The organism is Methylobacterium sp. P1-11 (assembly GCF_008329595.1).
Classification (GTDB): Bacteria; Pseudomonadota; Alphaproteobacteria; order Rhizobiales; family Beijerinckiaceae; genus Methylobacterium.
Map to the genome: position 1 here is coordinate 105,250 of NZ_NPKS01000002.1, position 20,785 is coordinate 126,034.

A 20,785-nucleotide genomic window follows, 5' to 3' on the forward strand; every position below is an offset into this window, starting at 1 on the left:
GGGTGCGTGCCGGTCTCAGAGCGGATTCGGGCCGCCGACGGCGCGGGCGAGCGCGCAGCGGCGCGCGAAGGCGGTCTCGGAACCGCTGCGCAGGGCGCGGCCGACGGCGAAGACGAGAGTGAGGAAGCCGGGATCACGGTCGGCGGTCTCGACGACCGGGCCGGGGATCCGGGAGGTGATGAGCGCGAGCATGACGGACTCCTGATGCGAGGTCCCAGGCGTCTCCATGCTCCCCGATTTCGGTGGTCTTCTGCGCGACCCTGCTGCACTGCAATATGAGCCCCGCGCTCGGAGCCTGCCACCGGCGATAAGGCTGGGGACGCATGCACCGAGTTCATGGGCAATTCCGGGACCAGGCAAGTGGACGTTAAGGAAGGACGGGGCGGGCGCGGTTGACCGGCGACGGGCAAGCCGCCATTGAGCGCGTTTCCGGCGACTCGGACCCTGAAGCGCACCGGCACCACTCCGGCGGCGGGGCCTGTCGCCGCACTGTCACACGCGCGCCATAACCCGCCCGCGAGCCAGATGAGCGGACGCGCCCGGCATCCGCCAGACGAGGATATCCCGCATGACCGACCAGCCGACCCGTCACCCGATCCATGGCCGTATCAGCGGCCCCATCGTGATGATCGGCTTCGGCTCGATCGGCCGCGGCACCCTGCCGCTCATCGAGCGCCATTTCGAATACGACCGCGCCCGCTTCACCGTGATCGACCCGGTCGACACCCATCGGCCTCTCGCCGAGAATCACGGCCTGCGGTTCGAGAAGGTGGCCCTCACGCCGGAGAACTACCGCGACGTGCTCACCCCGCTGCTCACGGAGGGCGGCGGCCAGGGCTTCTGCGTGAACCTGTCGGTCGACACCTCCTCGCGTGCCATCATGGAGCTCTGCCGCGAGCTCGGCGCCCTCTACATCGACACCGTGGCCGAGCCTTGGCCGGGCTTCTACTTCGACAAGAGCAAGAGCCAGGGCGACCGCACCAACTACGCGCTCCGCGAGAACATCCTCGACGCCCGCGCGCAGAAGCCGGGCGGCACCACGGCGGTGTCGTGCTGCGGCGCCAATCCCGGCATGGTCTCGTGGTTCGTCAAGCAGGCGCTCCTGAACATCGCCCAGGATACCGGCCTGCAGCGGCCCGAGCCCAAGACCAAGGCCGAGTGGGCCGCGCTCATGAAGGATCTGGGCGTGAAGGGCGTCCACATCGCCGAGCGTGACACGCAGCGCGCCAAGACCCCGAAGCCGCGCGGCGTCTTCGTCAACACGTGGTCGGTCGAGGGCTTCGTCTCCGAAGGCAACCAGCCGGCGGAGCTAGGCTGGGGCACGCACGAGACCTGGAAGCCCGCCAATGCCCGGGAGCAGGAGAAGGGTTCGCGTTGCGCGATCTACCTGCTGCAGCCGGGCGCCGACACGCGGGTGCGCACCTGGGTGCCCACCGCCGGCTCGCAGTTCGGCTTCCTCGTGACCCACAACGAGGCGATCTCGATCGCCGACTATTACACGGTGCGCGACGGCGATAAGCCGGTCTTCCGGCCCACCTGCCACTACGCCTACCACCCGGCCGACGACGCCGTGCTATCGCTCCACGAGATGTTCGGCAAGGCCGCCAAGGTGCAGGAGCAGCACCACATCCTCGACGAGACTGAGATCGTCGACGGCATCGACGAGCTCGGCGTACTCGTCTACGGCCACAAGAAGAACGCCTATTGGTACGGCTCGCAGCTCTCCATCGAGGAGACCCGCCGGGTCGCCCCCTACCAGAACGCCACCGGCCTGCAGGTGACCTCGGCGGTGCTGGCCGGCATGGTCTGGGCCCTGGAGAACCCGGAGGCCGGCATCGTCGAGGCCGACGAGATGGATTTCCGCCGCTGCCTGGAGGTCCAGACGCCGTATCTCGGCCCGGTCGTTGGCGTGTACACGGACTGGACGCCGCTCACCGACCGCCCGGGGCTGTTCCCGGAGGATATCGACACCAGCGATCCCTGGCAGTTCCGCAACGTGCTGGTGCACGGCTGAGGCTTCGCGCACCGCCTTCGCCGGGCCCGCTCCGCAGATCTCGGGCCTGCCCATCGGGCAAGTCCGATCTGAGCGGGGTGGGGCTGGCGGTCGGCTCATTCCCCCATGGGCCGTCGGCGGTTAGGAATCCCGGGCGCCGCTTTCCGGCCCCGGGATGACGGGCGAAGCGGCTGCGAGGCGTCCACAAGGCGTAAGACATTCCCCGAGCGGGAGATGAAACCGGCTCCGCGTGCGCCCTCTGCCCGGTCGGAGGAGGGGAAACGAGCCGGTGCCTGAAGGGGGCCTCGGCTACTCAGCCTGCCGCCGCGTCACGAGGGTCCGGCCCGGTTCGACCTCGTTCTTGTCCTGATACAGCGGCACGATCGCGCGCAGCCAGCCGCGAACCTCGCGGCCGCCGTAATTGCGCTCGGCCACGTCGCGGGTGAGGTAGGCCTGCAGGTTCACCGGACCGAAATTGTATCCGACGAGGCCGCCCACCGCGATCTGCCCCTGCGGGCGGTAGCTGCCCATACCCGTTGGCAGATCGGTCGAGCCGAACGCTACCGCGCCGACCTGCCACTGGCCGAACTTCCTCGTCATGGTCAGGTCGAGATTCAGATAGTCCGGGTACAGGGTCCCGCTGGGCGAGCGCGTGTCGAGGAAGACGCCGTAGAGCATGTTTGCCGTCAGGTTCCAGCCCTGGCCGGTGTAGCTGAGCGCGAAGCGGTGGGTCAGCGAGGCCGACTGGGTCAGGAAGCGCGTCTGGATCGGCAGGTAGCCGCCGAACAGGTAGCTGAAGCCGACATCGCCACCGAGGTCCCAGGCGAGCTGGGCCGCCAGCAGCTGCTGACCGACGCCGCTCTGATAGGGCGCTCCCTGGCTGCTCGCCGCCGCAATCGGCTGGGTGAAGAAGAACTGCAGGCGTGCACCCGCGACGTCCCAGGGCGTCGCCCACGCGAAGGTCGGCAGGTTGACGCTGGTCGACGAGTCCCGCGGGCGCGTGCTGCGCACGCCGAAGCTCGACAGATTCACGAAATACAGGCCGACCGGCAGTTGATCGCCGACCGGCAGACCGACCGTCTGCCCCGGCTGCGCCGCGGAGGCCGCCCGGGCGCCCGTCGCACGCGACGTGACCGCGATGGGCACGGCGACGGCAAGAGCCGCCGCCGCGATCCCACGTGATGTCAGGCTAAATCCGACCATGAAAGCCCCGAACCTGAGCCCCGGAACACGGAGCTGATCAGGGTTGGACGGGCGTTCACTCCACCAACATCCCGCCGTTACGGCCAAGCTGTGCGCAACGGCACGGGATCGACGATCCGATCTCTTGAGACCGGGACTAAATCATCGACCCTCGACTTCCACGAGAAAATCGCCGCGGTAGGTCGTGCCCTCAACCGGGTTCGAGACCCACCGGCAGCGGCCGACCGCGAGGTCGTGGCCGGCATGGAAATGCCCGGAGATCCACAGCTCCGGCCGCTCGGCATCGGAGAGGTCGTCGAGGGCCGTGCTGGCGTAGAAGGCCGGCACCCACCAGGGGACGCCGGGCGCGTCCCGGAACCGGTCCGCGGCCAGCGGGCTCGCCGGATGATGGGTCACCACGACGGTCGGCCCATCGTGAGGGATCCGGAGCGCGGCATGCAGGGCCGCCCGCTCGGTCCGGTGCTCCGCCATCGCGTCGGCGGGCCGCCAGAGGCTGCCGTCAGCCTTGCGGATCGAGCCCAGATACTCGCGCGATCCCGTCACCGGATCGGTCATGCGGGCCGCGGCGTAGGCCACCGGATCGTCGGGCCGGTCCGGCCTGTCCGGACCGAGCCAGCGCCCGGCGAGCGCCCAGTCGCTCCACAGGGTGGTGCCGACGAAGCGGACACCGTCGATGACGCAGCTCTGCGAGCGCTGGAGAAGGTGGATCCGGGCGCCGAGCCCGTTGAGCCGCCCGATTTCGGCCTCCAGGGCGGCGAGCAGCTCCGGTGCGGTGCGCCGATCCCCGGTCGGGGCATAGCGCTCGTGGTTGCCCGGCACCAGGACGACCGGTCGGCCCTGCGCGAGATGCAGCAGGGCCGTGAGACCCCGCTCGGGATGCCCTTCATGGAGATCGCCCGGGCAGGCGAGCAGGTCAAACGGCGCCGCGGGCGGCGCGATCAGGTCGAGGCGCCGCCGCTCCAGGTGCAGGTCCGAGATGGGGAAGATGCGCATGATGGTCGCTGCTGAGGGTCCGCTATCGCGCGGCTCTGCGCTCGGCCGCGGCCGCCTTGAGGATGTCGGCGGCCGAGTCGGCATTAAGGATCGCGATCCCGGCCGCCACGACGAGGTCGGGCCAGGGGGATGGGTGGAGAGCCGTCACGAGACCGGCGGCGATGATCGCCAGATTGGCGTAGGCGTCGTTGCGGGCCGAGAGATAGGCCGCCCGCGTCAGGCTGCCCGAGCCGGAGCGGTGCCGGGCGAGCAGGAGCGCGCAGGTGAGGTTGACGGCGAGCGCCCCGAACCCCGCGAGGGTCAGGGGCAAAGCGGCAGGGGCGGTGAAGTCGGCGACCTTTCCGTAGGCCGCCCAGGCGCCCGCCAGGGCCGGCAGGAGCAGGATCCCCGCCATGGCGGTGCCGAGCCGGGCGCGATTGCGCGCGCTCCAGCCGAGGCCCGCGAAGATCAGCAGGTTGAGCGCCGCGTCCTCGAGGAAATCGAGGCTGTCGGCGATCAGCGCCACAGAGCCGATGGCGAGCGCCACCGCGATCTCGATGCCGAAATAGCCGAGGTTGAGCGCCGCCACGCGGGCGACGACCGGGCGGAGGGCGGGCGGAGCGGGCCGGGGCGCATCATCGGCGATCACGGGACGCCTCTTCGCTGACGCGCGCGGCCCTGTCGAGCAGCCGTTGAGAAAAGCCTGTCCGCGGCTCAAGAAAGTTCGAGGCCGTTACGCCTTTGTCCGGGTGGATTCGGCGCCGCGATCGTGCGACGCCGTTGCCGGAGCCGGCCGCACGAGACGAATGACCGGCCGGAACCGGAGGTCTGCCGCGTCATGCTGCCCGAACTGCGCGTGCTCTATTTCGAGGATCTCGAGGTCGGACTGTCCGAGACCCTGTCGAAGACCATCGCCTCCTCGGACGTGGTGGGCTTCGCCGAGATCACCGGCGACCGCAACCCGATCCACCTGTCCGAGCACTTCGCCGCGCGCACGCCCTTCGGCACCCGCATCGCCCACGGCCTGTACACGGCCGGGCTGATCTCGGCGGTGCTCGGCACGCGCCTGCCCGGCCCCGGCGCGGTCTACATCTCTCAGACCCTGAATTTCCGCGCGCCGGTCCGGATCGGCGACGTCGTCGACGTCACCGTGACGGTGGCCGAACTCATGCCCGAGCGGCGGCGTGCACGCCTCGCCTGCCGGTGCTCGGTGGGGGGCGAGACCGTTCTCGACGGCGAGGCGCTGGTGAAGGTGCCGACAAAGGCCGAGGCCGACCCGCTCGCGAGCCGCACCGAGCGCTCCCAGGGCTGAGGTGATCCCGGACCCGGAAACCCTCAGCGACCCGGACGACACCCGCCTCGAGCCCTACACCCGGATGCGCGAGCGCGACCTCGTGGGCCGTACCGGGCGCTTCATCGTCGAGGGCGAGGTCACGCTGCGGCTGCTCCTCGGCCGCCGCAGCCGGTTTCGTGCGGAATCGATCCTGATCGCGCCGGAGCGCTGGCCCGGCCTCGCCGCCGACATCGCAGCCTTACCGGCGCCGCCGCCGGTCTACTGCGCCACCAAGGCGGTGATGAGCGCCGTCACGGGCTTCCCGATCCATCGCGGGGTCCTGGCCGTCGGCCTGCGCGGCGCGGAACCCGAGGCGGCCGCCCTCGTACCGCCTTCGCCCGCACCCGCCCTGGTGGTCGGCCTAGCCGGCCTGACCAACCACGACAATGTCGGCGCTGCCTTCCGCAACGCGGCGGCCTTCGGAGCCGACGCGGTATTCCTCGACGGGGAGAGCTGCGACCCGCTCTACCGCAAGAGCATCCGGGTGTCGGCCGGAGCCGCCCTGATCCAGCCCTTCGCGCGGCTCCCGGCGGAGCAGGATTGGCTGCGGTTCGCCGAAGCCCTCGACCTCCAGCCGCTGGCCTTCAGCCCGGGGGCGCCCGAGCCCCTGGACGGGCTCGCGGTGCCGGCGCGGGCGCTCCTGATCCTCGGCACCGAGGGGCCAGGCCTCGACGCGGCGACCCTCGCCCGAGCCCGCCCCATCCGCATCCCCATGGCCGCAGGCTTCGACTCGCTCAACGTCGCCACGGCGGCGGGCATCGCCCTGTACACGATCGCCCGCGGCCAGGGGCGCCTCGGTCAGACCTGAGGACGGCGCGACGGACAATCCCGCGGACGCCACGCACCGGCCGGACGAAGGCCGGTGGCCCCATGAAGCCGGTATGTCCCCGCAATACGCCGCGAAACAGGGCCCGCGCATGGTCCGAGGGGCCGGGCTCGCACGAGACGTACGCACCGGGGCGCCCTCGGACACCTTGCGAATGCCTGTCCACCGTATGATCGTATACGGTGAGCTGCGCGCGACAAACGGCTGCAATTGCCGTGCGCGGATGCCAAGCTAGCTTGGCCGCTTGGGGAGCTGAGATTCTGTGAGGAGTCGGGGACGTTGCTTCAGTCTGGGGATGGGTTGCGGGCGCTGACCGGACGCCGGGTGGCCGTGGTTGGGGCCGGGCCAGGCGGACTCGCTGCCGCGCTGCTGCTCGCGCGGGCCGGGATTCACGTCACCATCTTCGAGAAGGATGCGCAGGTCGGCGGTCGCACCAAGACCGTCGAGGCCCCCGGCGGTTACCGGTTCGACATCGGCCCGACCTTCTTTCTCTATCCACAGATTCTTGCGGACATTTTCGCGAATTGCGGGGAGCGGCTGGAGGACCACGTCAAGCTCGAGCGGCTGGACCCGCAGTACCATCTGGTCTTCGAGGGCCCCGATGGAATCTCAGGAACGATCCGCGCCACGGGCGATGTCGAGCGCCTGGAACGCGAGGTCGCCGGCCTCGCGCCGGACGACGCCAAGAACGTCAAAGCCTTCTTCGCCGAGAACCGGACCAAGCTGAACTACTTCAAGCCGGTCCTGGAACAGGCCTTCCACACGCTGCGCAGCATGGCGAGCCCGGCGATGCTGGCCGCCCTGCCCTACCTGCATCCGGGCCGGAGCGTCGACCGCGACCTCAAGCGCCACTTTGCCGATCCGCGGGTGCGCCTCGCCTTCTCGTTCCAGACCAAATACCTCGGCATGTCGCCGTTCCGCTGCCCGAGCCTGTTCACCATCCTGTCGTTCCTCGAATACGAGCACGGGGTCTACCATCCGGTCGGCGGCTGCGGCGCCGTCTCGGATGCCATGGCGGGCTTGGCCGGCCGTATGGGCGTCGACCTCCGGCTCAACAGCACCGTCGAGCGCGTGTTGTTCGACGGCAAGCGCGCGAGCGGCCTCGTGGCGGACGGCGAGACCTTCAACGCCGACGCGGTGATGATCAACGGCGACTTCGCCAAGGTGGTCCGCGCGCTGGTACCGGAGCGGCACCGGCCGCGCTGGCGCGATGCCAAGATCCAGAAGGCCCGGCTCTCCTGCTCGACCTTCATGCTGTATCTCGGCATCGAGGGTAAGATGCCCGCCAGCCTCGGGCACCACACGATCCTCCTGGCCGACGGCTACGAGAAGAACATCCGCGAGATCACCGAGGGCACGCTGCCGATGCAGCCCTCCCTGTACGTGCAGCACGCGGGCTACACGGATGGCGGCATGGCGCCCCCCGGACACACGGCCCTCTACGTGCTGGTGCCGGTGCCGAACCTGAAGGCGGGGATCGACTGGACGACGCTGCGCGCGACCTACCGGGCGCTGATCCTGGAGCGTCTGAAGCTCCTCGGCATCGACGATCTCGAATCCCGCATCCGCTACGAACGGATCATCGATCCGACCCAGTGGGAGGAGGATTTCGCCGTCCATGAGGGCGCCACCTTCAACCTCGCACACGATCTCATGCAGATGCTGTATTTCCGGCCGCACAACCGCTTCGGGCCGGGGCTCTACATCGTCGGCGGCGGCACCCATCCGGGCTCCGGCCTGCCGGTGATCTACGAGGGCGCCCGGATCTCGGCCCGGCTGCTGATCGAGGAGATGGCCGGGGCCCGCGCCGCCGCCACGGCGGGGATTCCCGATACCGCTCCGCTGGCAACCTCCGGCGAGGCCTCGTGAGCGGGGTATCGGACCGGAAACACGGCCGCGCGACGACCGCCCTGGCGGCTTGGCTCTGCGCCGCCGCCCTGCCCGCCGCGGCCGCCGCCGTGCAGGTCGAGATCGACGGAATCGAGCCCGGCGGTGGGCCTGTGCGCGTCGCCCTCTGCCAAGGCGGTCTCTCGGAAGCGTCGTGCCTGCGGGGCGACGACGCTCCGGCCAGCGGTGACCGGGCGCTGTTCACCTTCCGGGACGTGCCGCCGGGGACCTACGCGGTGGCGGCCTACCAGGATGGCAACGGCAACGGACGCCTCGACCGCACGGGCCTCGGCCTGCCGCTGGAGCCCTACGGCTTCTCGGGCGCGGTCGGACGCCGGGCCCGGCCCGATTTCGCCGCGGCGGCTTTCGCCCTGCGCGAGCCGGGCGCCGCATTGCGGGTCCGCCTCGGCCGTGCCCTCCCGCGACGGTGAGACGATGGAGGATCCCCTCGTCCGGCTCGCGGATGTCGGCCTCGACCTCCGCGGACGGCGGGTGCTGGACCAAGTCGATCTCGACCTCGAAGCCGGCGAGACCCTGGCGCTGCTCGGGCCGAACGGAGCCGGCAAGTCCTCGCTGATGCGTCTCGTGGCGGGGCGGCTGTGCCCGTCCGCGGGATCGGTGCGCGTCGCCGGGGCGGACCCATACCGCGCGGGACGAGCCCGCCGTGCCATCGGGTGGGTGCCGCAGGAGATCGCCCTCTACCCGCGCCTGACCGTCGCGGAGAATCTCGGGGTCTTCGGGCAGCTCGCGGGGGTTGTCTGGCGTGACCGGAAGGCGGCCGTGGAGGCTGCCCTGGCCATGGCCGACATCGCCGACGTGGCCCGACGCCCGGTCGGCGTCCTGTCGGGGGGTTACCGACGGCGGGTCAACATCGCGGCGAGCCTGATGAACCGGCCCCGGCTGGTGCTCCTCGACGAGCCGACCAGCGGCGTCGACCTCGCCGCCCGGGCGGCGATCCACGCGGTGCTCGACCGGCTGAAGGCCGCCGGTACCGCAATCCTGATCGCCACCCACGATTTCGCCGAGGCGGAGCGCCTCGCTTCCAGAGTTGCGTTCCTGGCCCAGGGCCGGGTCGTGCGCGCCGGGCGACTCGCCGATCTGCTCGCGCAGCTGCGCACCGGCGCACCCGAGCGGGAGCTGAGCCTCGCCGTCCCGGCGACGGGATCGGCCGAGGCCGTGCTGCGCCGGGCCGGCTTCGTGCCGGCCGAGGCGGGCGGCCTCATCTGGCGGTCCATCGAGCGGTCCGGGCTCGACGGCGCAGCCCTGCTCGGCGCCCTGCGCGCCCAGGGCGTTCCAGTGGCCGAGATCCGGGTGCGGGCGCCGCGGCTGGAAACCCTCTATCTCGACGCCCTTCGCCCGCGGGAGCTGACGGATCCCGCGGGCGCCCCGCTCCGGGCCGGAGCGGCCGGATGATCGCCGCCGCCTTCCGCGTCATGCTCCTCACCCTCCTGCGCGACCGCGCCGCGCTGGTGATGGCCTTCGTGCTGCCGACCGTGATCTTCTCGATCTTCGCGGCGATCTTCTCCGGGGCGATCGGCGACCGTATCCGCATTCATCTCGGCCTCGCCGATCTGGCCCACACCGCGGCCACCACGCGCCTCGCCGATGCGCTCGCGGCCGATCCCTCGCTGCGCGTCACGCGGCTGCCCGCGACCGACATCGCCGCCGTGGCCCAGGCGGTGCGTGCGGGCGAGGTCGACGTCGCGCTTGTCCTGCGCGGCGACCTGATCGCCGCGCCGTCGGACGCCGCACCCGACACCGCCGCTCAGCCTGTGGTGCTGATCGAGAACCCCGCCAAGGCGCTGGCGACGCCGATCGCCCTCGGCCAGCTCCAGCGGGTCCTGAACGAGGCGCTCCCCGACGTGGTCCTGTCGCGGATCGTCGCCGACGTCGAGCGCACGGGCAAGATCGGACCCGACGAGCGCCGCTTCCTCGACGAGGCCTTCGCGGAGCAGCGGGCCAAGAAGGAGCCTTTCAGCTTCGCCGCCCTGGTGGAGCGGCGCAGCACGGCGGCCGGGACCGCCAATGCGCGGGTGAGCTACTATGCCGGCGCGATCACCGCCGTGTTCCTGCTCTTCGCCGCCATGCAGGGGGCGATGTCCCTGGTCGAGGAGCGCGAGACGGGCCTCGCCGAGCGGTTGATGGCGGGGCCAGGTGGCCTGCCGGTGGTGGTGCTCGGCAAGTTCGCCTTCCTGACGCTGCAGGGGCTCGTCCAGGCCGGGCTGATCTTCCTGGCCGCCGCTTTGCTCTACGGGGTCGAGATCGGGCCGCACTGGCCGGCCTTCCTGGCCGCCTGCCTGCTCGTCTCGGCGATGGCCGCGGGCCTCGCGCTCGCGGCCTGCGCGCTCGCGGCCTCCCGCCAGCAGGCCCACCTCGCCTCGACCTTCGGAGTGCTGCTGCTTTCGGCGGTGGGAGGCTCCATGGTCCCGCGATTCCTGATGCCGCCCTGGCTGCAGGAGGCCGGCTGGCTCACCCCCAATGCCTGGGCGATCGAGGCGTATCAGAGCGCGCTGGGCGAGGGCTTCTCCGCCGCCGCCCCGGCGCTGGGCGTGCTGGCGGTGCTGACGCTGGGCGGCCTCGGCTTCGCCCTCGCCCTGTCAGCTCGGCGGACGGCCTAGGGCACAGATCAACCCGGCCTGAACGGGGCTATTCCACGTAGACACCGGCTCCGACGAGCGCCTCTGCGCCCGCGACGCGGGTCGCGCAGACATAGCTCCACTTCACGCTCGGGACCGACTGGCCGGGCTTCGGGAACATGTAGTCGACCCAGCCGGACCCGAAGAGGGTGACGGTATCGATGAAGTCCTGGTGGAACGGCTTCCCATCGGCGTCGCGCTCGTGGAGCAGGTCGCGTCCCTCGCGGTTCGGGTGGGCGGCGTTGAACAGGACGATCCCCCGCAGGTCGACGACGAACAGGTAGACGTCTCCGTACCGCCAGATGCTCCCCTTGCGCCGGAACGCATCGAACGCCCGCGGGCCCTCGGACTCCAGGATGTCGGCCGCCTTGTTGACGAGGGCTTCGATCTCGGCCGCTTGGTGGAGCGGCGGTGGCGCCCGCCGGGCCCTGCCCGGGGCCGTGCCCGAGATGACCGCGCCCATGACGAGCAGCACGGCCCAGATCAGCAGGGCTCTCGACATGCCGTCGCCCCATCGCTCAGCCGGATAGCGGGAGAGTCCCCGCGGACGGAGGCCTAGGAGTGCGCCTCGATGCCATGGCCCACTTGCCCGCCACGCTGCCGAAGGTAGACCAGCCAACTCCGCTTCTGAGGAGGCGGGCCCACCGCATTCGGCAGGGCCTCGAACGCCAGACGACTTCGGTGCCGCTCGATGATGCGGTCGAGGTGCCTCAGCGCAGCGATGCCCTGGCTCGCCATCATGCGGTGCCCCTCGCAGGCGCCCTTCCTGCCTAAGGAACGGACGATTTCCTCCGCATGAGAGAGGATATTCCGGGCTTCCGCGCAATAAAGCTCCATCTCGGAAAGATCTGGCATCTTATCCTCTGGATGTCTGTTCCTCGAAATCTGATAAAGGAGAGTGAACGTCGGCGCGGCGCATCACCCGTTTGGGTGACCCGGCCTCTCTTCGGATCCCGTCCTCTGCGCCGTTCCTGCGACGCGGGGCGCACCGCGATAGAGACACACTCCGCGAAGGCCGCGCTCCCGGCATCCCGCCTGCATATCGCCGACGGCAACGATCGCGCCGCCCGCGACCGCCGGATCGCGGCCAGAGGCGGAATCTTGGCCGGATCCGAAGCTGCGGTGGTGCTCCTCGACGACATCGCCCGCGTCGAGGCGGGGCTCGCCGAGATCCCGCGGACCGTGGCGGCCGAAGCCGGCGAGATCCCGGCGCCGCAGGGCAGCGATCCCGGGTCCGGGCCGTCTCGCGTGCCGCCACGACCTGGGACTGAGGGTGCGGGAGGCGGGATTCCGCCGCCGGGAGATCGGCCACTCCCTGGCGCGCCTATGCACAGGCGAGCGCCACCGGTCGGGTGCCGCGACCGGGTGGCGCGTTGACCCGCCACGCCCCAGGTCTAGCTTCGCCCTTGCGGGCCATGCCGTCTTCGGCCCGGGGAGCCAGCCAGCAGGATGAGCCAGGATTCTACGGTCGCCGTCATCGGCAGCGGACTCGGCGGACTCGCGGCCGCGTGTGTCGCCGCCGCGCGGGGGCACCGCGTGACGGTCTACGACAAGAATGGCTGGCTCGGCGGCAAGGCGGCGGTGCTCCACGAGGGCGGCTTCCGCTTCGACATGGGCCCGACCATCCTGACCGTGCCCCGGGTGCTGGAGCGGATCTTCGCGGAGGCGGGCCGTTCGGTCCACGACTACATGGACCTGCGTCGCCTCGACCCGCAATGGCGCTGCTTCTTCGACGACGGCACCCATATCGACCTGTTGCAGGACGTCGCGCGGATGGCCGGCGACATGGAGCGCTTCGCCCCCGGCACCGGCGAGGGCTACAAGAAGTTCATCTCGATCTCGGAGCACCTGCACGGCGTCTCGGAAAAGTTCTTCTTCTGGAAGCCGGTCGAGGACCTGTTCGACACGATCAACATTCGCGCCAACATGAATCCCGGCACGCTGCGCGACGTGCTGTCCCTGCGCATGCACGCCTCCGTGGCCTCGACGATCCGCGGCAAGGTCAAGGACGCCCGGCTCGCGCAGATGCTCGACCATTTCGTGCAATATGTCGGCTCCTCGCCCTACGGTGCGCCGGCGGTGCTCTGCGCCATCGCCCACATGCAGACGGCCGACGGCGTCTGGTACCCGATGGGCGGCACCCGCGCGGTGGCGGAGGGGCTGGCGAAGCTCGCCCAGGAACTCGGCGCCACCTGCAGGACCGACACCGAGGTGACCGGAATCGAGACCGCCAACGGCGCGGTTCGCGGCGTGCGCACCGCCGGGGGCGTCACGCCCTTCGACGCGGTGATCTCCAACATGGATTCGGTCCGCACCTACCGCGAGCTCGTCGGCGGCGATGCGGCCAGGGCCTACGCCAAGAAGAATCCCGAGCCGGCCTGCTCGGGCGTTGTGCTCTATCTCGGCCTGAACAGGCGCTACGAGCACCTGAACCACCACGATTTCGTCTTCTCCCGGGACCCCGAGGAGGAGTTCGACTACATCTACAACAAGGGCGAACCGGCTCCGGACCCGACCGCCTATCTGGCGGCCCCCTCCTCGACCGATCCGAGCGTGGCGCCGGAGGGGGGCGAGGCGCTCTACGTCCTCGTGCACACGCCGTATCTGCGCCCGCATCACGATTGGCGTCCGGACGGTCCGCTGTTCCAGAACTACCGCCGGACGATCCTCGACAAGCTCAAGCGGACGGGCGGCATGCCGGACCTCGAAGAGCGCATCGTCGTCGAGCGCCACCTGACGCCCCAGGACATCCACGAGCGCTACAAGGTCCTGAACGGCGCGATCTACGGGCTCGCCTCGCACGGGCGCGTGATGGGCGCGTTCAAGCCCGGCAACCGCTCGCGGCAGGTGCGCGGTCTCTACCTCGCGGGGGGCGCGGCCCATCCGGGGCCCGGCATGCCGATGGTGATGATGTCGGGCTGGATCGCCGCCGACGCGCATGACCAGGACGCCCGCGGCGCCCTGCGCGCCTCGGCGTGACGCCGACGCCGCCATCTCCGCCCTCCGTCGCGGGGGGTGGGGGAGACACGCGCAGCGCCCCCCTGCCTCCGGTTTCGCCCCGGATCCGCGCCTTCATGGTGGCGTGGTTCGAGCGCTACCTGCACCGCCACCTCGATGCCCTGCGACTGCCCCTCTGGAGCACGCCGCCCGCCACGAGCCATCCCGGCGCCATCGTGGTCTACTGCAACCATCCGGCGTGGTGGGACGCCGCCCTGATCATCGTGCTGGCCGGCCGCCTCTATCCGGACCGCGCAAGCCGTGCCCCGTTCGACGCCGCGATGCTGGCGCGCTACCGGATCTTCGAGCGGATCGGCGCCTTCGGCGTCGATCTCGACAGCCCGCGCGGGGCGGCGCAGTTCCTGGCCGCAGCCCGGTCGATCCTGGCGGCGCGGGACGGCATGCTCTGGATCACCGCGCAGGGCCGCTTCGCCGATGCCCGCGCCCGGCCGCTCGCCCTGAGAGCCGGGGTGGCGCGGCTCGCCGAGATCGCCCCCGATGCCCTGTTCGTCCCGCTCGCCGTGGAATACGCCTTCTGGGACGAGCGCGGCGCGGGGGCCTTTGCGGCCTTCGGATCCGGGATCGCCGGATCCGAACTCGCCGCGCTTCCGCGAGACCAGCGGCTCGCGCGTCTGGAATCCGACCTGACCGCGACCCTGGATCGCCTGAGCGCCGACGTGATCAGCCGGGAGCCCGGCCGCTTCCGCACCCTGGTCTCCGGCCGGAAGGGCGTCGGCGGCCTCTACGATCTGTGGCGGCGCCTAGCGGCCCGGCTCACCGGGCGACGCTTCGATCCCGCCCACCGCGCCGCCGGCGGACAGGATCGCGCCGGGTGAGACCTTCCGCTCGCGCCCGGCCCCGTGCGATCCCGTGTCGTGGTGCAAAACCTGCGCGGCGCGGACGATGACCGATTCGATCCTCACGACCCTGGCGCTGACGTGCCTGATCGCCGCCCTCCTGCCGGCCTTGCTGGCGGCGGTGAACCTCCTGGTCCTGCGCCGGCCCGCACCGGAGGCCGGGACAGGCCTGGTGTCCATCCTGATCCCGGCACGCAACGAGGCAGGCAACATCGACGCGACCGTGCGGGCGGCGCTCGCCAGCACGGCGGTGCCGGTGGAGGTGATCGTCGGCGACGATCACTCCACCGACGCGACCCCGGAGATTGTGCGCGCCGTCGGTGACCCGCGCCTGCGCCTCGCCTCAGTGCCGGCGCTGCCCGAAGGCTGGACCGGGAAGAACCACGCCTGCAGCCACATGGCCGGGCTCGCGCGCGGCGACCACCTGCTGTTCATCGACGCCGACGTGCGCCTCGAGCCCGAAGCCGCCGCCGCCCTCGCGGCCCAGGCCCGGCGCACCGGCGCGGCACTCGTCAGCGGCGTGCCCCGGCAGCGGACAGACACGCTCGGCGAAATGCTGACCGTGCCGATGATCGACTTCCTCCTCCTCGGCTTCCTGCCGGTACCGCTGATGCGCCGCCTGCCGGACCCGTCGCTCGGCGCGGCCTGCGGTCAGCTGATCCTGATCGAGCGCGCAGCCTACGCGGCCACCGGAGGCCACACCGCCATCCGCACCTCGCTGCACGACGGTGTCCGCCTGCCCCGGCTGTTCCGCGCCGCGGGCTACCGGACGGATCTCGTCGCCGCCGCCGCGCTGGCCACCTGCCGGATGTATGACGGCTTCGCGCAGGCCTGGGCCGGCTTTTCCAAGAACGCCCATGAGGGCATGGCCACGCCCCGCGCGCTCCCAGTCTGGACTCTCCTGCTCGGCTTCGGCCAGGTCCTGCCGTCCCTCCTCGTCCTGGCCGGGCTCATCGGGCTGATGCCCGCCGCCGCTCTCGTCCCGGCCGCCCTGGCCTTGGTCCTATCGCTGGCGACCCGGACGGCCATCACGGTGGCGGTCCGGGCGCCCTGGGCGACGATCCCGCTTCATCCGGCGGCGGTCGCGGTGGCTCTGGCGATCCAGTGGAACGTGCTCCTGCGCCGCGAACGCGCCGGCGCGGCCACCTGGAAGGGGCGCAGCTATCCGGTGCGCGGCAGCTGATCCGCGCGGCCCGGCGGGATGCGCAAGTAGGCCTTCCGCCTCATGCGGCGCAGCGCTCGGCCGCGCAGGCGATGCAGCGGCAAATGGTCGGAACGGCGCGGGCGCGTTCTGTGCCAGCCGGATCTTCGCCCCGGATACGGTGATCGCGGCGCGGACTGCCATGCCGCGGCTCAGGCTCGTGCATCAGGCAGTCTGAGCCCCCGTCCCGGTCGCTTCGCCCGGCTGCGTTTCCGCCAGGATCCAGGCGGCGGTATCGCTATCCGCATCGACGACCGGCAGATGCAGGATGATCGGCGTCTCGTAGGGATGACGGGCCTTCAGGGCCGCCGCCAGCGCGTCCGCCAAGCCCTCGCGGCTCTTGAGGATGGCCGCAACCTCCACGCCCCGCTCAACCGCGCCCTTCCAGCTGTAGACGGATTGCATGCCCGGCAGCACGTTGATGCAGGCGATCAGGTGCTCGCGGACCAGGGCCTCGCCGATGTTGAGCGCCGAGGCGAGGTCGGGAAAGGTGGTGTAGACGAGGAGCGGACGCTCCATGCTATGCCTCCGGTTGGCGTGTTCTCGCGGAGTGAGGCGCATGCCGGGTTGGACGTCAACCGGGCGCCTCGCGCGTCAGATTGGAGCCGTGACGTGAATTTCGAGGCGATCCCGACGCGCCTGCGCGGCTGCGCCTGATCCATGCCGCGCTTCCATAAGATCGCCTTCGTGGCGAGCCCGACCGGCCATGCCCGCGAGGCCGCCGCCGCCCTGATGCGGCGCTACGATCATGTCCCGCCGGAGGAGGCGGACGTCGTCGTGGCGCTCGGTGGCGACGGCCTGATGCTGCAGGTGCTGCACCGCTTCATGGACAGTCCGAAACCGATCTACGGCATGAACCGCGGCACGGTCGGCTTCCTGATGAACGAGTTCCGCGACGACGACCTGCTGGAGCACCTGGAGGCGGCGCAGCGCAGCGTGATCCACCCGCTGGTGATGGACGTGCTCGACACAGAGGGCCGCTCCCACAGGGCGCGGGCGATCAACGAGGTCTATCTGCTCCGACAGACACACCAGACCGCCAAGCTGAAGATCGCCGTCGACGGCAACGTCCGGCTCGACTTGCTGATCGCCGACGGCGTGCTCGTCGCCACCGCGGCGGGTTCGACCGCCTACAACCTGTCGGTCGGCGGCCCGATCCTGCCTCTGGACGCCAAGCTGCTGGCGCTGACGCCGATCTCGGCCTTCCGCCCCCGGCGCTGGCGCGGCGCGCTCCTGCCGGATTACGCCCGGATCCGGATCGACGTGCTCGACGCCCCCCACCGCCCGGTGGCGGCGGTAGCCGACCACACCGAGTTCCGCCGGGTCTGCACGGTGGAGACCTCCCTCGACCGCGCCACCGAGCTCGTGCTGCTGCACGATCCCGGCCACAGCCTCGACGAGCGCATCCTGCGGGAGCAATTCGGGTGAGCCTGCACATCAGGGCCGCGCAGGTGACCGACCACGCGGCGATCACCCGCATCATCGTGCCGACCATCCGGGCGGGAGAGACATACGCCCTGGACCGCGACCTCAGCGAGGCCGAGGCCCTCGCCTATTGGATAGGTCCTGATCGCGAGACCTTCGTGGCGGAGGACGAGGGGATGGTGCTCGGCACGTACTATCTGCGCGCCAATCAGACGGGCGGGGGCGCCCATGTCTCCAATTGCGGATTCATGACCGGAGAGGCCGCTCTGGGCCGCGGGGTCGCCCGCGCCATGTGCGCCGACGCCCTCGATCGGGCGCGGGCGCGCGGCTTCGCCGCGATGCAATTCAACTTCGTGGTGAGCACCAACGTCCGGGCCGTCCGGCTGTGGGACAGCTTCGGATTCGATGTGGTCGGCCGTCTGCCCGGCGCCTTTCGGCCCCCGGAACTCGGGACGGTCGATGCACTCGTGATGTTCCGGACGCTCTGAGGCGCGCCCGGATCAGGGCTGCGAGACCGCGACGAGGTCGCCCTCGCGGATCGCCCGCTCGCCGGTCTTCGTCCGGATCCGGTAGCTCGGCTCGCCGGTCTGGTCCTCCGGCATGAGCCGCAGAACCTCGAACACCTCAACCTCGCCCGTTTCGCCGGGGATCCCGAGTTGCGGCCGGCAGACACGCTGGCCGATCTTGAACTTGTGGGACATGCCGGACTCCTGGAGAGGTGTTGCTGCCGTCGCGGCTCAGCGCTTCTTCTGAGCCTTCGCCTTGCGGGCGAGATAGCGCGCATCGCGCTGGGCCTTCTGCTCGGCCTGCAGGGCCTTGGCGCGCTCCTGGGCCGCCAGCTGCTCGGCGTGCTTGCGCTCGATCTCCGCCAGACGCTCGGCCTCGGCGAGGGCGGCGGCGCGCTCGATCTCGGCCTGACGCTGGGCGGCGCGCTCGGCTGCACGGGCCTCGCGGGCATCGACCACGGCGCGGCGGGCCGACTGGCGGGCAAGGACGGCCGGGTCATCGGCGGATGGGCGCGCCCGGAACCGGGCCAGCATCTCGGATCGCGCCTTGGCAGCGGTCTCGAGGCGATCGACGACACCTTGCTTGTTCAAAAAGCTCACAGACACTCCTGGATCGGGCGGGGCACAGGCCATAGCCCATAGAGGGGAAGGCAGAGACGGGATTGCAGATACAGAAGAAGCCGCTCCGAGGGGAGCGGCTTCGGAAGGAACGTTTTGGACGGCGATCAGGCCGTCTGGAGCTGACCGGCGGACTGCTTGCCGCTGCGACGATCGGTCTCCAGCTCGTAGGAGACCTTCTGGCCCTCGTTCAGGCCACGCAGGCCGGCGCGCTCGACAGCCGAAATGTGGACGAACACGTCCTTGCCGCCGTCATCCGGCTGGATGAAGCCGTAGCCCTTGGTCTCGTTGAACCACTTCACGGTTCCGGTGCTCATGGAAGTCCTTGATCTTCGCAGGCATAGTGAGAGATGGCACCCACTCGAACGAAGCGGGCGCCGGCATCGACCGATAGCGATAGGAAAGTCAGAACCGCCCTGCGAAGGCGTAACGGTCCAAGATATCCGGACACGTGCCGATGCGGCAGAAGTAGACCGCCGGCGGTGATTTTGCAAGCGCAGGGAAATAGATCTGGCGGCAACCGCCGCACCGATGCGGGAAATTCCTTTCGGACATTCTGATTGAGCGAAGCCAGAACGGCCGCTTGAACAACGGGATAGGCGTTTTCAATGCAACGCGGTCATGGGAGATCTGTGATTTCCGCAACGCCAACGAACGCTGCCGGGCCACCCGCGCTGGGCTGGCCTGCTCAAGCCGGCACGAGGCGCAGCACGCCCTCGCCACGCCGGTGACCGACTGCGGTCACGGCGACCTCGCGTGCACCGCCGCCGTCCACGAGGGCGGCGGCGAGAGCCGCTCCGAAAGGTGCCGCCACTTCGAGCCCGTGCCCGATCACGTCCCCGAGGGCGCGCAGGCGCGCGCGCGGTGCGAGCTTCGTCAGCACCGCGTGCTCTTCCGCAGTGATCGGCGCGACCCCGGTGGCCCCGGACAGGACGTGATCGGGAGCCGAGAGGCCGGCCTGTCCCCAGAGGGTCTCAAGGCTGACGGCGACGCTGCCCGGTGCGCGCCGCGTCCGGTCGCTCGCCACCGGTTCCAGCCGGGCCAGGGCACGGGCGCCGCGGGCGGCAGCATGCGCAGCGGATTCCAGCATCAGGAAGGCCGCGCAGCTGCCGAGGATGAAGCCCGCCTCGCCGCCTCTGTCGCCGCGCGCGAAGATCGGTCGGTAAGCGTCGCGGGCGAGGTAGTCGCCCATCTCGTGGATCACCAGAACGTCCGGCCGCTCGGCGCTGTAGGAGCCGCCGACCAAGATCGCGTCGATCTGGCTCGAGGCCACCCGCGCCTGCGCGATCCGCAGGGCGTCGACCCCGGCGGATTCCTCGCCCATGAAGGTGCGCGAGGCGCCCGTCACGCCGTGCACGATCGCGATGTTGCCGGCGAGCAGGTTGGAGAGCTGGGCGAGGAACAGCGTCGGGCGAAGGTCGTTCTGCAGCCGCTCGTTCAAGTAGGCGCCCGGATCGGCGGCGTCACGCAAGCCGGTCAGGATTGCCCCGTCCACCGCATAGTCGCGCTCGCCGCCCCCCGCCGCCACGACGAGATGGAGCGCCTGCTTGAAGGCGGCATCGTCCTTCACGCCCGCGGCGTCGAGGGCAAGGCCGGCCGCGTAGACGCCGAGCCGCTGCCACGCCTCCATCTGGCGCTGATCGCTGCGCTTGGGGATCTGGCCGTCCCACGCGATCGCCGGCGCCGGGTGCACCGGATAGGGCGCGAAGGCCTCGCTGTCCGTGCGCGGGGCTTCCGCTCCGGCGAGGGCGATCAGATGGGCGTCGACGCCTTCACCCGCACAGGAGACGAGGCCGAGGCCGGTGACGACGACGGGGCGGCTCATGGCAGACTCAGGGCTCGCGTTCGGCCTGCGCCGAATCGGGAAACAGGCCGATCGTCCGCGCCCTTTCGCGCATCGGCGCGTCGAGGCCGTCCGGGAACGGCATGGTGCGGAAGCGCAGCTCCGCGTCGCAGAGCGCCTTGCCGGCGTGGCTGATCGCCGCCTTGGTCACCGCGTAGCCCGAGCCGTCATGCTCGAGATGCGCCGTGACGAGGAGGTCCGCTCCCGGGCCCACGAAGGATCGGAAACGCGCCTTGTCGACCCCGGTGAGGAACGGCATCCGGGCGAAGTCGAGATGGGCGAGCACGAGGTATCCGGAGGCCTGCGCCATCGTCTCCGTGAGAAGGACGCCGGGCACCAGGGGATGGCCGGGGAAGTGCCCCTCGAAGACCGGGCTCGCCATGGGCACCCGGGCGTACGCCTCGATGCGGCCAGCCGCCCGGTCGAGGAGCCGCACGGAGTCGATCATCTCGAAATATTCGAGGCGCATGACGGTTCGGATCGGCCTT

The 20,785-nt window shown here is 70.7% G+C and carries 24 protein-coding genes; 12 read left to right on the plus strand and 12 right to left on the minus strand.

The window, feature by feature from the left end; translation table 11 throughout:
* Positions 1-15: 15 nt before the first annotated feature.
* Positions 16-192, minus strand: a complete 177-nt coding sequence (locus tag CIW48_RS33085; RefSeq protein WP_173009159.1) for a hypothetical protein — start codon at positions 190-192, stop codon at positions 16-18.
* Between the two features lie 376 nt (positions 193-568).
* Here CIW48_RS33085 and CIW48_RS02605 point away from each other — a divergent pair, with 376 nt between their 5' ends.
* On the plus strand, positions 569-2,014 hold the full coding sequence (locus CIW48_RS02605; protein ID WP_149308811.1) for a saccharopine dehydrogenase NADP-binding domain-containing protein: 1,446 nt from the start codon (positions 569-571) through the stop codon (positions 2,012-2,014).
* Between the two features lie 288 nt (positions 2,015-2,302).
* On the opposite strand, the gene CIW48_RS02610 is transcribed toward CIW48_RS02605, so the two are convergent.
* From CIW48_RS02610 to CIW48_RS02620, 3 genes are all read right to left on the minus strand, one after another.
* On the minus strand, positions 2,303-3,196 hold the full coding sequence (locus CIW48_RS02610; protein ID WP_149308813.1) for a transporter: 894 nt from the start codon (positions 3,194-3,196) through the stop codon (positions 2,303-2,305).
* A 141-nt stretch (positions 3,197-3,337) separates the two neighbouring features.
* Positions 3,338-4,189: a metallophosphoesterase gene (locus tag CIW48_RS02615; protein WP_173009160.1), complete on the minus strand. Its 852-nt coding sequence runs from the start codon at positions 4,187-4,189 to the stop codon at positions 3,338-3,340.
* Positions 4,190-4,211: 22 nt separating this feature from the next.
* Positions 4,212-4,817, minus strand: coding sequence for a cation transporter (locus CIW48_RS02620; RefSeq protein WP_091775018.1), 606 nt, complete (start codon positions 4,815-4,817; stop codon positions 4,212-4,214).
* A gap of 189 nt (positions 4,818-5,006) precedes the next feature.
* Between CIW48_RS02620 and croR the strand changes: the two genes are divergently transcribed.
* From croR to CIW48_RS02650, 6 genes are all read left to right on the plus strand, one after another.
* Positions 5,007-5,480 carry a 3-hydroxybutyryl-CoA dehydratase gene (croR, locus tag CIW48_RS02625; RefSeq protein WP_091775021.1) on the plus strand — a complete coding sequence of 158 codons (474 nt, stop codon included), beginning with the start codon at positions 5,007-5,009 and terminating at the stop codon, positions 5,478-5,480.
* Between the two features lie 4 nt (positions 5,481-5,484).
* The gene (locus CIW48_RS02630) at positions 5,485-6,309 is read left to right on the plus strand and encodes an RNA methyltransferase (protein WP_149309281.1); all 825 of its coding nucleotides are present in this window, start codon (positions 5,485-5,487) and stop codon (positions 6,307-6,309) included.
* Between the two features lie 297 nt (positions 6,310-6,606).
* Complete coding sequence (gene crtI / locus CIW48_RS02635) at positions 6,607-8,196, plus strand: phytoene desaturase family protein (RefSeq protein WP_149308815.1); 1,590 nt, start codon at positions 6,607-6,609, stop codon at positions 8,194-8,196.
* 68 nt (positions 8,197-8,264) lie between these two features.
* Complete coding sequence (locus tag CIW48_RS02640) at positions 8,265-8,645, plus strand: DUF2141 domain-containing protein (protein ID WP_149309283.1); 381 nt, start codon at positions 8,265-8,267, stop codon at positions 8,643-8,645.
* A 4-nt stretch (positions 8,646-8,649) separates the two neighbouring features.
* Positions 8,650-9,627 (plus strand): ABC transporter ATP-binding protein, encoded by a 978-nt coding sequence (locus tag CIW48_RS02645; RefSeq protein WP_149308817.1) that lies wholly within the window; start codon positions 8,650-8,652, stop codon positions 9,625-9,627.
* On the plus strand, positions 9,624-10,832 hold the full coding sequence (locus tag CIW48_RS02650; RefSeq protein ID WP_149308819.1) for an ABC transporter permease: 1,209 nt from the start codon (positions 9,624-9,626) through the stop codon (positions 10,830-10,832). Before CIW48_RS02645 ends, CIW48_RS02650 begins: the two co-directional genes overlap by 4 nt.
* A 28-nt stretch (positions 10,833-10,860) precedes the next feature.
* Here CIW48_RS02650 and CIW48_RS02655 read toward each other — a convergent pair whose 3' ends face one another.
* Together CIW48_RS02655 and CIW48_RS02660 are read right to left on the minus strand one after the other, a co-directional pair.
* Positions 10,861-11,352, minus strand: coding sequence for a cache domain-containing protein (locus CIW48_RS02655; protein ID WP_149308821.1), 492 nt, complete (start codon positions 11,350-11,352; stop codon positions 10,861-10,863).
* A gap of 53 nt (positions 11,353-11,405) precedes the next feature.
* Positions 11,406-11,705 carry a hypothetical protein gene (locus CIW48_RS02660; protein ID WP_149308823.1) on the minus strand — a complete coding sequence of 100 codons (300 nt, stop codon included), beginning with the start codon at positions 11,703-11,705 and terminating at the stop codon, positions 11,406-11,408.
* Positions 11,706-12,299: 594 nt separating this feature from the next.
* On the opposite strand from CIW48_RS02660, the gene crtI (CIW48_RS02665) reads away from it, so the two are divergent.
* The 3 genes from crtI (CIW48_RS02665) to CIW48_RS02675 all read left to right on the plus strand — a co-directional run bounded on the left by crtI (CIW48_RS02665) (position 12,300) and on the right by CIW48_RS02675 (position 15,887).
* Positions 12,300-13,829, plus strand: coding sequence for a phytoene desaturase family protein (gene crtI, locus CIW48_RS02665; protein ID WP_149308825.1), 1,530 nt, complete (start codon positions 12,300-12,302; stop codon positions 13,827-13,829).
* A gap of 95 nt (positions 13,830-13,924) precedes the next feature.
* A complete protein-coding gene (locus tag CIW48_RS02670; RefSeq protein ID WP_149308827.1) occupies positions 13,925-14,683 on the plus strand; it encodes a lysophospholipid acyltransferase family protein in 759 nt (252 codons plus the stop codon).
* A 67-nt stretch (positions 14,684-14,750) separates the two neighbouring features.
* A complete protein-coding gene (locus CIW48_RS02675) occupies positions 14,751-15,887 on the plus strand; it encodes a glycosyltransferase family A protein (RefSeq protein ID WP_149308829.1) in 1,137 nt (378 codons plus the stop codon).
* A 183-nt stretch (positions 15,888-16,070) separates the two neighbouring features.
* Here CIW48_RS02675 and cutA read toward each other — a convergent pair whose 3' ends face one another.
* Complete coding sequence (gene cutA, locus CIW48_RS02680; RefSeq protein WP_149308831.1) at positions 16,071-16,424, minus strand: divalent-cation tolerance protein CutA; 354 nt, start codon at positions 16,422-16,424, stop codon at positions 16,071-16,073.
* Between the two features lie 141 nt (positions 16,425-16,565).
* Between cutA and CIW48_RS02685 the strand changes: the two genes are divergently transcribed.
* The gene (locus CIW48_RS02685; protein ID WP_149308833.1) at positions 16,566-17,333 is read left to right on the plus strand and encodes an NAD kinase; all 768 of its coding nucleotides are present in this window, start codon (positions 16,566-16,568) and stop codon (positions 17,331-17,333) included.
* Positions 17,330-17,818: a GNAT family N-acetyltransferase gene (locus CIW48_RS02690; RefSeq protein ID WP_149308835.1), complete on the plus strand. Its 489-nt coding sequence runs from the start codon at positions 17,330-17,332 to the stop codon at positions 17,816-17,818. Before CIW48_RS02685 ends, CIW48_RS02690 begins: the two co-directional genes overlap by 4 nt.
* 12 nt (positions 17,819-17,830) lie before the next feature.
* Here the strand turns inward: CIW48_RS02690 and CIW48_RS02695 are convergent, their stop codons facing one another.
* The 5 genes from CIW48_RS02695 to CIW48_RS02715 all read right to left on the minus strand — a co-directional run bounded on the left by CIW48_RS02695 (position 17,831) and on the right by CIW48_RS02715 (position 20,766).
* Positions 17,831-18,031, minus strand: coding sequence for a hypothetical protein (locus CIW48_RS02695; protein ID WP_091775057.1), 201 nt, complete (start codon positions 18,029-18,031; stop codon positions 17,831-17,833).
* A 36-nt stretch (positions 18,032-18,067) separates the two neighbouring features.
* Positions 18,068-18,436, minus strand: a complete 369-nt coding sequence (locus CIW48_RS02700) for a DUF6481 family protein (protein WP_091775060.1) — start codon at positions 18,434-18,436, stop codon at positions 18,068-18,070.
* 125 nt (positions 18,437-18,561) lie between these two features.
* The gene (locus CIW48_RS02705; RefSeq protein ID WP_012321928.1) at positions 18,562-18,771 is read right to left on the minus strand and encodes a cold-shock protein; all 210 of its coding nucleotides are present in this window, start codon (positions 18,769-18,771) and stop codon (positions 18,562-18,564) included.
* A gap of 371 nt (positions 18,772-19,142) precedes the next feature.
* A complete protein-coding gene (locus CIW48_RS02710; protein WP_149308837.1) occupies positions 19,143-20,279 on the minus strand; it encodes a beta-ketoacyl-ACP synthase in 1,137 nt (378 codons plus the stop codon).
* Between the two features lie 7 nt (positions 20,280-20,286).
* A complete protein-coding gene (locus CIW48_RS02715) occupies positions 20,287-20,766 on the minus strand; it encodes a 3-hydroxyacyl-ACP dehydratase FabZ family protein (RefSeq protein WP_149308839.1) in 480 nt (159 codons plus the stop codon).
* Positions 20,767-20,785: the final 19 nt, after the last annotated feature.